Source organism: Rhizobacter sp. (assembly GCF_031412495.1).
Classification (GTDB): Bacteria; Pseudomonadota; Gammaproteobacteria; order Burkholderiales; family Burkholderiaceae_C; genus Schlegelella_A.
This window is the reverse complement of record NZ_JANODC010000056.1, coordinates 1-10,266: the sequence shown is the minus strand read 5'-3', so window position 1 is coordinate 10,266 and position 10,266 is coordinate 1. Positions and strand designations below refer to the sequence as shown.

Below are 10,266 nucleotides of genomic sequence, written 5' to 3'. Positions count from 1 at the left end.
CCGCGACGCGCGCGGTCGCACCGAGCGCGGCGACCTCGCTGCGCTGCGCGGATTGCTCGGGCCGGAATGAGGCGGCGCACCTGGCTGCTCGGCGGTGCCGCGGCCGCCGGCATCGTCGGCGGCGCCGGCTTTTATGGCTGGCAGCGGCGGTCGGAGGCCGGGCGCCCGGACGGATTGCCGGCGATCGACGTCTGGTCGCTGTCCTTCGAGCGCCTCGATGGCACGACCCTGGCCATGCGCTCGCTGCGTGGCAAGCCGCTGCTGCTCAATTTCTGGGCGACCTGGTGTGCGCCGTGCGTGACCGAGCTGCCGCTCATCGACGCCTTCGCGCGCGAGCATGCAGGACGCTGGCAGGTCCTCGCCCTGGCAGTCGATCGCCCCGATCCGGTGCGCCGCTTCGCCGCCGAACGCGCCCTGCAGCTGCCGATGGCACTCGCCGGGATCGAGGGGCTGGATCTGTCGCGCAGCCTGGGCAACAAGGGCGCGGCGCTGCCTTTCACGATCGTGTTCGATGGCCGCGGGCGCCTCGTGGTACGGCGCCTGGGCGTCCTGGACGCCGACCTGTTGCGCGAGTGGAACCTCAACGCCTAGGCAAGGGCAGCTAACTGGCGCAAATTTCGCCCATCTTCGGACGCCCGTCCAGGAAAGCGTACAGTGCGGCCTCCCTCCCGATCCACCGCCGCGGCGGCCTTGCACTTGATGGACCTGAGAAAACTCAAAACGCTCATCGACCTCGTATCGGAGTCCAACATCTCCGAACTCGAGATCGCCGAGGCGGACGGTAAGGTCCGGATCGTCAAGGGGGTCGCGCCCGCGACCTATGTCCTGCCCGCCCAGGCGCCGGCACCGGGGGCCATGGAACAGCGGTCGCGGGAAGCGGCCGCGGAGCCGGTCGCGCCGGCACCGACCGGCCACGTCATCAAGTCGCCGATGGTGGGGACGTTCTACCGGACCGCCAGCCCCGGCTCCGAGCCGTTCGTCGAGATCGGCACGATGGTCAGGGAAGGCCAGCCGGTCTGCATCATCGAGGCCATGAAGATCATGAACGAGATCGAGTCGGATTTTGCCGGCTCGATCCGTGAGATCCTGTGCGAGAACGGCCAGGCGGTCGAATTCGGCCAGCCGCTCTTCGTCGTCGAATGAGCCGCGCCGGGCAGAACACCGCTCCTTTCTCTTTGGCCGGTCCCGGCCAGCGCGCCGGCCCCTGACGATGTTCAAGAAGATCCTGATCGCCAACCGCGGCGAGATCGCCCTGCGCATCCAGCGCGCGTGCCGCGAGCTCGGCATCAAGTCGGTCGTCGTCTATTCCGAGGCCGACCGCGACGCCAAGTACGTGAAGCTCGCCGACGAGGCCGTGTGCATCGGGCCGGCGGCGTCGGCGCAGAGCTACCTGAACATGCCGGCCATCATCGCGACGGCGGAAGTGACCGACGCCGAGGCGATCCACCCGGGCTACGGCTTCCTGTCCGAGAACGCCGACTTCGCCGAACGCGTCGAGCGCAGCGGCTTCACCTTCATCGGCCCGACGCCCGAGGCAATCCGGATCATGGGCGACAAGGTCTCGGCCAAGCAGGCGATGATCAAGTCGGGCGTCCCGTGCGTGCCGGGGTCCGAAGGCGCCCTGCCGGACGATCCGAAGGAGGCGATCCGCGCCGCCCGGCTCATCGGCTACCCGGTGATCATCAAGGCCGCGGGCGGCGGCGGCGGTCGCGGGATGCGCGTCGTGCACACCGAGGCGGCGCTGGTCGCGGCGGTACAGACGACGCGGGCCGAGGCCGGCGCGGCCTTCGGCAACCCGGCGGTCTACATGGAGAAGTTCCTCCAGAACCCGCGTCACGTGGAGATCCAGATCCTGGCCGACCAGCACAAGAACGGCGTCTGGCTCGGCGAACGCGACTGCTCGATGCAGCGGCGGCACCAGAAGATCATCGAGGAAGCGCCGGCGCCCGGCATCCCGCGCCGCGTCATCGAGAAGATCGGCGAGCGCTGCATCGCCGCCTGCAAGAAGATCGGCTACCGAGGTGCCGGCACCTTCGAGTTCCTGTACGAGAACGGCGAGTTCTTCTTCATCGAGATGAACACACGGGTCCAGGTCGAGCACCCCGTCACCGAGTGGGTGACGGGCATCGACATCGTGCAGATGCAGATCCGCATCGCCGCCGGCGAGAAGCTGCCGTTCGCGCAGCGCAACATCGTCTGCCGCGGCCATGCCATCGAGTGCCGGATCAACGCCGAGGATCCCTTCAAGTTCACGCCGTCGCCCGGGCGGGTGACGATGTGGCACCCGCCGGGCGGCCCCGGCGTGCGGGTCGACTCGCACGCGTACACGAACTACGTGGTGCCGCCGAACTACGACTCGATGATCGGCAAGATCATCGTCCACGGCGACACCCGCGACCAGGCGCTGGCGCGCATGCGCATCGCCTTGTCAGAGACCGTGGTCGAAGGCATCCAGACCAACATTCCCCTGCACCGCGAGCTCATGGTCGACGCCAAGTTCATCGAGGGCGGGACGAGCATCCATTACCTGGAAGGCTGGCTCGACCAGCACAAGCGCTGACGCGCGCCGGCCGATGCACGCGCTCACCCTGGTGGCGCCGGCGGCGGCCGTCGAGTCGATCTGCGACCTGCTCGACGAGGCCATGCCGGCGCTCGCCGTTTCCGTGGAAGATGCCGACGCGGGCAGCCCGGCCGAGCAGCCGGTCTTCGACGAACCCGGCATCGGCAGCACCGGCGCCTGGCAGCGCGCCCTCATCAACGCGCTGTTCGCCAGCGAAGCGGAAGCGACCGCCGCGGCGACCCTGCTGGCGGCCTCTCCCGAAGCAGCGTCGATCCTGGCGATCGCCGCTGTCGACGATCGCGACTGGGTCCGCCTGACGCAGGCGCAGTTCGGGCCGCAGCAGGTGGCGCCCGGCTTCTGGATCGTGCCGACCTGGTCGGACGTGCCCGCCCCTGCCGAGCACGTCATCCGGCTCGATCCCGGCCAGGCTTTCGGAACCGGGACGCATCCGACGACCCGGATGTGCCTGCGCTGGATCGTCACCAGCGCGCGGCAGGGCCGACGCTGGGCTCGCGTGCTCGACTACGGCGCCGGCTCGGGCGTCCTGGCCATCGCCGCCGGTCTGCTCGGCGCGACCGACATCGATGCCGTCGACATCGACCCGACCGCGGTCGCCACGGCACGCGACAACGCGCTCGGCAACGGCGTCGCCCTGCGCTCGGGGTTGCCGGAACTCGCGAGCGGCACCTACGCGCTCGTGGTCGCCAACATCCTGGCCACGCCGCTCAAGCTGCTGGCGCCCTTGCTCTCTTCGCTGCTCGCCGACGGGGGCGACCTGGTCCTCTCGGGCATCCTCGAGCGCCAGGCCGGCGAGCTGCGCGCGGCCTACGCACCGTGGCTGGCGATCGACGTCGCCGCCGTCGACGACGGCTGGGTCCTCATGACGGGCACGGGCGCAGACCCGCATGGCATGATTTCGCGATGAGCCTGGCGACCCGCTGCACCTCCTGCGGAACCGTCTTTCGCGTCGTCCAGGACCAGCTCAAGGTCTCCGAAGGCTGGGTTCGCTGCGGCCGCTGCCAGTCGGTCTTCAACGCGCTCGAAGGCCTGCTCGATCTGGAGCGGGAAGCGCCGACGGGCTGGGACGACGCGGCGATGTCGGGTCCGGCGTCGGTGCCGGTGCCGATGCCGCTGTTGAGGCCCTCGACGGAGCCGGTCGCCGAACCGGCCGAGGCCACGGCCACCGCGCCCGTCGACGAGCCCCCGCCTGCCCTGCCGGAAGTGCAGCCGGCCCCGGTGCATGAGGCGCCTCGCGACGAAGGCACGCCGTCGATCCGTGACGAGTTGCTGGCCGATCCGATCGACGCGCATCTCTTCGGGCGGCGCAAGCGCGCCGAGAGCGCGCCGAAGCCGGCCGGGCAGGTGGGCGCACGCGACCGCCTGGAGTTCTCCGACGCCCGCTTCGACTCCGACCTGTTCGAGGAAGGTGCGTTGCCGGAGGACGCGGAGCCGGCCCAACCGTCGACCGTCGCCGCCGCCCTGCCCCTCGAGAGCACGACGCGGCCGGAGTTCATCCGCCGCGCCGATCGTCATGCCCGCTGGCGCAGCAGGCCCTGGCGCGTCGGCCTGGTCCTGGGCTCGGCGGCGGCGGCGGCCGCGCTCGCCCTGCAGGCAGGCCACCACTTCCGCGACAGCCTCGCTGCCGAGCGCCCGGCCCTGCGCCCTGCCCTGGCGGCCTGGTGCCGCCTCGCCGGCTGCGCCCTCGAGGCGCCGCGCCGCATCGATGCCGTGACCGTCGAGAGCACGGCGCTCGCACGCGCCGCCGGGCTGGACGCCTACGTGCTTTCGGTCAACCTGCGCAACCGCAGCGAGCTGGTCCTGACGATGCCGGCCATCGACCTGAGCCTGACCGACAGCAACGGGCGACAGGTGGCGCGCCGTGTTCTTTCGGCCCGCGACTTCCGTGCGCCGCCGCAGTTGGCCGCCAGGGCCGAGGTCCCGCTCCAGCTCACCCTCGCCACCGGCAAGATCCAGGTCGCCGGCTACACGGTCGAGATCTTCTATCCCTGACACGCATCGACCCGACTCGGAGAACGAATGGCAGCCCTCATCTGCGGATCCCTGGCCTTTGACAGCATCGCCACCTTCCCCGGCCGCTTCGCGGACCAGATCCTGCCGCACCAGCTGCACATCCTGAACGTGTCCTTCCTCGTACCGACGATGCGGCGCGAGTTCGGCGGCTGTGCGGGGAACATCGCCTACAACCTGGCCGGCCTGGGCGGTCGAGCCGTCGTGCTCGCGGCGGTAGGCAGCGACGGCGCCGAGTACGTGGCACGGCTGCAGTCCTGGGGCGCGGCCGTCGAGCACGTCCGCGTCGACGACGCCAGCTACACGGCGCAGGCGTTCATCGTCACCGACATGGACAACAACCAGATCACCGCCTTCCATCCGGGCGCCATGCAGTCGGCGCACGAGACGCCGGTGCCGCGGGACGCCGACATCCGGCTCGCCATCGTCGCCCCCGACGGTCGCGAGGCCATGCTTCGCCATGCCGAGCAGCTGAGCGCCGCGGGCATCCCCTTCGTCTTCGATCCCGGCCAGGGGCTGCCGATGTTCGACGGGGCCGAGCTGCGCGCGTTCGTCGACCGTGCCGCCTGGATCGCGGTCAACGACTACGAGGCGGAGATGCTGTGCGAGCGCACCGGGCTGACGCTCGAGGCGATGTCCGGCGCGCCGCGGCGCGGGCTCGTCGTCACCCTCGGCGCACAGGGCTGCGACGTCTGGCAGGACGGCCGCAAGACCCCCGTCGCCGGCGTCCCTGCCCGTGAGGTGATCGACCCGACCGGCTGCGGCGACGCGTTCCGGGCCGCAATGCTCTTCGGCCTGGAGCGCGATTGGCCGCTGCTGCGCTGCGCCGAGCTCGGCAACCGGCTCGGTGCGCTCAAGATCGCCAGCCGCGGCGGTCAGAACCATGTGCTGGATCGCACGCTTCTCGGCGCCTGACCGCGCGGCCGCTCAAGTCGGCCTCCGGTCGTCCGAAGTCGCACCGCATGGAGCTTGCCCAGGGAACCTGGATCGTCGTCGGCTTGAGCACCGGTCTCGTCGCCGGAGCGGTCGCGTCCGTGGCGGCGTGCCGGTGGTGGTACGGGCGAAAGCTTCAGGCCGCGGCGCATCGCCTGCACAAGAGCGACAAGGCCCGTGTCTTCTCGCAGGAGCAGACGCTCCAGGCGCGGCGCCAGATCGAGGCGCTGAAGAAGGAGCTCGCGGCCTTGCAGCTGGTTTCGGCCGATGCGCACAGCTCGCGCCAGCGGGTGCGCGAGCTCGAGGAGGCGATCGCCGTCGGGGACCCGGAGCCTCCGGCAGATTCCGGGCTGATGCCGTTTCCGGCCACGCACGGGTTCGCCGATACCCAGGTCATGCCCTGAGAGAGGCCCTCAGCACGGCCTGATGGCCCGCCGGACGGCACCTCGCCCCCCCCCGACAGCCAAGAAAAAGCCCGGCCGAAGCCGGGCTCACAGAAAGACGACGAGCGTCTCTCAGGGCTTGCTGCCGGTCGGAAACGGCCATGCAGCTTGCGGGCTGAGGGACGTCTTCGCCGGTGCGGCCGGCGCTGCCGGCGTGGCAGGCGCAGGCGCGGCCTTCTTGGCCGCCGGAGCTGCCTTCTTGGCGGCCGGAGCCGCCTTTCGGGCAGGCGCTTTCTTTGCCGCCTTCTTCGCAGGCGCCTTCTTGGCCGCCTTCTTCGCAGGCGCCTTCTTGGCCGCCTTCTTGGCAGACGCCTTCTTGGCCGCCTTCTTGGCAGGCGCCTTCTTGGCCGCCTTCTTCGCGGTCTTCTTGGCGGCCTTCTTCGCAGTCTTCTTCGCCGGGGCCTTCTTGGCCGCCGACTTCTTCGCCGGCGCCTTCTTGGCCGCCGACTTCTTCGCCGGCGCCTTCTTGGCGGCGGATTTCTTCGCTGGCGCCTTCTTGGCGGCTTTCTTCGCAGTTGCCATTACGTTTCTCCTTGATCAAGTTGACATGGAACCTCTCGAATCCGACGCGTCGGATTCGAGCGGCTATTCACCACCCTCGGCTACCCAGGAGGGGCGCTTCGGTGCGATGAATCCGGGGTGCGGGCCGGGCAGCACTTCTTTGGCGCTGCGTCTCTTCCCGCGAATCTTGATCTGCCATTCGCTTCGGGACGTCATCCGTCGCGAAGCAAGACCGGTGCGCTCGGCGCGCCGGCCTCAATCCCAAGACAACGCGCCACCGCTCTGGTAGTCGATGACACGCGTCTCGAAAAAATTACGCTCCTTCTTCAGGTCGATCATTTCGCTCATCCACGGGAACGGGTTCTCCTCGTTCGGGAAGAGCTCGGGAAGGCCGATCTGCGTCGCCCGCCGGTTGGCGATGTAGCGCAGGTAGCCCTTGAACATGGAGGCATTCATGCCGAGCACGCCACGGGGCATCGTGTCTTCAGCATAGCGGTACTCGAGTGCCACCGCTCGCTCGAACAGGGCCCGGATCTCGGCCTTGAACTCGCTGGTCCACAGGCCGGGGTTCTCGGCCTTGATCTGGTTGATGAGGTCGATGCCGAAGTTGCAGTGCATCGACTCGTCGCGCAGGATGTACTGGTACTGCTCGGCCGCGCCAGTCATCTTGTTCTGCCGGCCGAGGGCGAGGATCTGGGTGAAGCCGACGTAGAAGAACAGGCCCTCCATGAGGCAGGCGAAGACGATCAGCGACTTCAGCAGCGTGCGGTCGTTCTCCGGCGTGCCGGTATGGAAATGCGGGTCCATCACCGCTTCGATGAAGGGGATCAGGAACTCGTCCTTGTCGCGGATCGACTGGACCTCGTTGTAGGCGTTGAAGATCTCGCTCTCGTCGAGACCCAGCGATTCGACGATGTACTGGTAGGCGTGGGTATGGATCGCCTCCTCGAACGCCTGGCGCAGGAGGAACTGCCGGCACTCGGGGGCAGTGATGTGCCGGTACGTGCCGAGGACGATGTTGTTGGCGGCCAGCGAATCGGCCGTCACGAAAAAGCCGAGGTTGCGCTTGACGATGCGCCGCTCGTCGTCGGACAGGCCGTTCGGGTCCTTCCAGGTCGCGATGTCGCGCGACATGTTGACCTCCTGCGGCATCCAGTGGTTGGCGCAGCTCGCGAGGTACTTCTCCCAAGCCCACTTGTACTTGAACGGGACCAGCTGGTTGACGTCGGTGGCGCCGTTGATGATCCGCTTGTCGGCGGCCTTGACGCGCCGGGCCGCGGCCGGCAGGGCCGGCGCCGTGGCTTCCACACTCTGCAAGGCGGGTATCGCGTGCGCTTCTGCGGCAGCCGGCAATGCGGATACCGCGCGTGGCGCGGTGCTTGCGGCGTAAGCGTTCTCGGTGGTTCTGTCTTCTTCCCAAACCAGCATTGCGACTACTTCCTCTGACGCTCGATTATCCGAGCGATGAACACGAAAACCCAAGACATATCAAGTGACGCATCACGCTTTTGTTGTTCCACGGCATCGAGATGCGCGAGGTCGCGTGCTCGATGCGGCGCGACGACGTGCAGCGGCCGTCGTCACTGACACGCTTCGCAGTCGGGGTTGTCCAAGGCACAGAACGAAACGTCCGTCGCAGCGTCCTCGATCGCGGTGATGCCGGCGATCGCCGGCGCGGAGGCCACCACGCTGCCCGCCGTCGCCCCGCCGCGCGCGCCGCTCGCCACGGCGTTGAGCTGGCCCGACTTCACCGTCGACTTCTCCGCATTGGTGGCGCTGAACGTGCGCAGGTAGTAGGTGGTCTTCAGGCCGCGCAGCCAGGCCAGCTTGTAGGTCTCGTCGAGCTTCTTGCCCGATGCGCCGGCCATGTAGATGTTGAGCGACTGTGCCTGGTCGATCCACTTCTGCCGGCGTGCCGCCGCCTCGACCAGCCACTGGGTCTCGATCTCGAAGGCGGTCGCGTAGAGCGCCTTCAGGTCTTCCGGCACCCGATCGATCCGGCGCAGCGAGCCGTCGAAGTGCTTCAGGTCCATGACCATCACCTCGTCCCACAGGCCCGCCTTCTTCAGGTCGCGGACGAGGTACTCGTTGACGATCGTGAACTCGCCCGACAGATTCGACTTCACCGACAGGTTGCCGAAGGAGGGCTCGATCGAGGCGCTCACGCCGACGATGTTGGAGATCGTCGCCGTCGGCGCGATCGCCACGCAGTTGGAGTTGCGCATCCCGTGCTGGCCGATGCGCTGGCGCAGCAGGGCCCAGTCGAGGCTGCTGCTGCGGTCGATGTCGACCAGCGCGGCGGCTCCGGCCGCCCCGCCCTTCAGCGCGCCGCGCTGCTCGGCGAGCAGGTCGAGGGTGTCGCTCGGCAGGATGCCCTTGTCCCACAGCGACCCGCGGTAGCTGGAGTAGCGGCCACGCTCCTGCGCCAGCTCGGTCGAGGCCCAGTAGGCGTGGTAGCACACGGCCTCCATCGAGCGATCGGCGAACTCGACCGCGGCGTCCGACGCGTACGGCAGCTTCAGCTCGTACAGGGCGTCCTGGAAGCCCATGATGCCGAGGCCGACCGGGCGGTGGCGCAGGTTGGAGTCGCGCGCCTTCTTGACGGCGTAGTAGTTGATGTCGATGACGTTGTCGAGCATCCGCATCGCCGTCGCCACGGTCTTCTTCAGCTTGGCCTGGTCGAGCCCGTCGGGGCCGACATGCTGGGCCAGATTGACCGAGCCCAGGTTGCAGACGGCGATCTCGGTGTCGCTGGTGTTCAGCGTGATCTCGGTGCAGAGGTTGCTGGAGTGGACGACGCCGACGTGCTGCTGCGGCGAGCGCACGTTGCAGGCGTCCTTGAACGTGATCCAGGGGTGCCCGGTCTCGAACAGCATGGTCAGCATGCGGCGCCACAGGTCGGCCGCCTTGACCTTCTTGAACAGCTTGATCTCGCCCCGCCCGGCCTTGTCCTCGTAGCGCGTATAGGCTTCTTCGAAGGCGCGGCCGAACTTGTCGTGCAGATCGGGGCAGGTGCTCGGCGAGAAGAGCGTCCATTCGCCGCCTTCCATGACGCGCTTCATGAACAGGTCCGGAACCCAGTTCGCGGTGTTCATGTCGTGCGTGCGGCGCCGGTCGTCGCCGGTGTTCTTGCGCAATTCCAGGAACTCCTCGATGTCGAGGTGCCAGGTTTCCAGGTAGGCGCAGACGGCGCCCTTGCGCTTGCCGCCCTGGTTCACGGCGACGGCCGTGTCGTTGACGACCTTCAGGAACGGCACCACGCCCTGGCTCTTGCCGTTGGTGCCCTTGATGTGGCTGCCGAGGGCGCGCACGTTGGTCCAGTCGTTGCCCAGGCCGCCGGCGAACTTGGAAAGGAGGGCGTTCTCCTTCAGCGCCTCGTAGATGCCGTCGAGGTCGTCGGCCACGGTGGTCAGGTAGCAGCTCGAGAGCTGCGACCGCCGCGTGCCGGCGTTGAACAGGGTCGGCGTCGAGCTCATGAAGTCGAACGTCGACAGGATCTCGTAGAACTCGATGGCCCGCGCCTCGCGGTCGATCTCGCCCAGGGCCAGGCCCATGGCCACGCGCATGTAGAACGCCTGCGGCAGCTCGATGCGGGCTTCGTCGATGTGCAGGAAGTAGCGGTCGTACAGCGTCTGCAGGCCGAGGTAGTCGAACTGCAGGTCGCGCTCGGCCTTCAGCGCCGCGCCCAGCCGGGCCAGGTCGTACTGCATCAGCTTCTCGTCGAGCAGCTCGGCGGTCACGCCCTTCTTGATGAACTGCGGGAAGTACTCGGCATAACGCTCGGCCATCTCGGCTTGCGAC

Annotated in this window: 10 protein-coding genes; 7 read left to right on the top strand and 3 right to left on the bottom strand. The window is 68.4% G+C overall.

Going from position 1 to position 10,266, the window contains the following annotated elements:
* The first annotated feature begins 66 nt into the window (after window positions 1-66).
* From AC30N0_RS02105 to AC30N0_RS02075, 7 genes are all read left to right on the top strand, one after another.
* Complete coding sequence (locus tag AC30N0_RS02105; RefSeq protein ID WP_489516285.1) at window positions 67-591, top strand: TlpA family protein disulfide reductase; 525 nt, start codon at window positions 67-69, stop codon at window positions 589-591.
* Window positions 592-699: 108 nt separating this feature from the next.
* A complete protein-coding gene (accB, locus tag AC30N0_RS02100) occupies window positions 700-1,143 on the top strand; it encodes an acetyl-CoA carboxylase biotin carboxyl carrier protein (RefSeq protein WP_489516286.1) in 444 nt (147 codons plus the stop codon).
* 67 nt (window positions 1,144-1,210) lie between these two features.
* Complete coding sequence (accC, locus tag AC30N0_RS02095) at window positions 1,211-2,560, top strand: acetyl-CoA carboxylase biotin carboxylase subunit (RefSeq protein WP_489516284.1); 1,350 nt, start codon at window positions 1,211-1,213, stop codon at window positions 2,558-2,560.
* Between the two features lie 13 nt (window positions 2,561-2,573).
* Window positions 2,574-3,485 carry a 50S ribosomal protein L11 methyltransferase gene (locus AC30N0_RS02090; RefSeq protein WP_489516283.1) on the top strand — a complete coding sequence of 304 codons (912 nt, stop codon included), beginning with the start codon at window positions 2,574-2,576 and terminating at the stop codon, window positions 3,483-3,485.
* Window positions 3,482-4,570 (top strand): zinc-ribbon and DUF3426 domain-containing protein, encoded by a 1,089-nt coding sequence (locus AC30N0_RS02085; RefSeq protein WP_489516282.1) that lies wholly within the window; start codon window positions 3,482-3,484, stop codon window positions 4,568-4,570. Before AC30N0_RS02090 ends, AC30N0_RS02085 begins: the two co-directional genes overlap by 4 nt.
* A gap of 27 nt (window positions 4,571-4,597) precedes the next feature.
* Window positions 4,598-5,503 (top strand): carbohydrate kinase family protein, encoded by a 906-nt coding sequence (locus tag AC30N0_RS02080; protein ID WP_489516281.1) that lies wholly within the window; start codon window positions 4,598-4,600, stop codon window positions 5,501-5,503.
* A gap of 47 nt (window positions 5,504-5,550) precedes the next feature.
* A complete protein-coding gene (locus AC30N0_RS02075) occupies window positions 5,551-5,925 on the top strand; it encodes a hypothetical protein (protein WP_489516280.1) in 375 nt (124 codons plus the stop codon).
* Window positions 5,926-6,036: 111 nt separating this feature from the next.
* On the opposite strand, the gene AC30N0_RS02070 is transcribed toward AC30N0_RS02075, so the two are convergent.
* The 3 genes from AC30N0_RS02070 to AC30N0_RS02060 form a co-directional block, all read right to left on the bottom strand.
* Window positions 6,037-6,486, bottom strand: a complete 450-nt coding sequence (locus AC30N0_RS02070; protein WP_489516279.1) for a histone — start codon at window positions 6,484-6,486, stop codon at window positions 6,037-6,039.
* Window positions 6,487-6,720: 234 nt separating this feature from the next.
* Window positions 6,721-7,893, bottom strand: coding sequence for a ribonucleotide-diphosphate reductase subunit beta (locus AC30N0_RS02065; protein ID WP_489516278.1), 1,173 nt, complete (start codon window positions 7,891-7,893; stop codon window positions 6,721-6,723).
* 152 nt (window positions 7,894-8,045) lie between these two features.
* The coding region (locus AC30N0_RS02060; protein ID WP_489516277.1) for a ribonucleoside-diphosphate reductase subunit alpha at window positions 8,046-10,266 on the bottom strand (2,221 nt) is incomplete at its 5' end.

What these genes read in the sequence shown, in the direction of transcription:
- AC30N0_RS02105 (WP_489516285.1), top strand. Translation starts at nt 67, where the DNA reads ATGAGGCGGCGCACCTGGCTGCTCGGCGGTGCCGCGGCCGCCGGCATC.
- accB (WP_489516286.1), top strand. Translation starts at nt 700, where the DNA reads ATGGACCTGAGAAAACTCAAAACGCTCATCGACCTCGTATCGGAGTCC.
- accC (WP_489516284.1), top strand. Translation starts at nt 1,211, where the DNA reads ATGTTCAAGAAGATCCTGATCGCCAACCGCGGCGAGATCGCCCTGCGC.
- AC30N0_RS02090 (WP_489516283.1), top strand. Translation starts at nt 2,574, where the DNA reads ATGCACGCGCTCACCCTGGTGGCGCCGGCGGCGGCCGTCGAGTCGATC.
- AC30N0_RS02085 (WP_489516282.1), top strand. Translation starts at nt 3,482, where the DNA reads ATGAGCCTGGCGACCCGCTGCACCTCCTGCGGAACCGTCTTTCGCGTC.
- AC30N0_RS02080 (WP_489516281.1), top strand. Translation starts at nt 4,598, where the DNA reads ATGGCAGCCCTCATCTGCGGATCCCTGGCCTTTGACAGCATCGCCACC.
- AC30N0_RS02075 (WP_489516280.1), top strand. Translation starts at nt 5,551, where the DNA reads ATGGAGCTTGCCCAGGGAACCTGGATCGTCGTCGGCTTGAGCACCGGT.
- AC30N0_RS02070 (WP_489516279.1), bottom strand. Translation starts at nt 6,486, where the DNA reads ATGGCAACTGCGAAGAAAGCCGCCAAGAAGGCGCCAGCGAAGAAATCC.
- AC30N0_RS02065 (WP_489516278.1), bottom strand. Translation starts at nt 7,893, where the DNA reads ATGCTGGTTTGGGAAGAAGACAGAACCACCGAGAACGCTTACGCCGCA.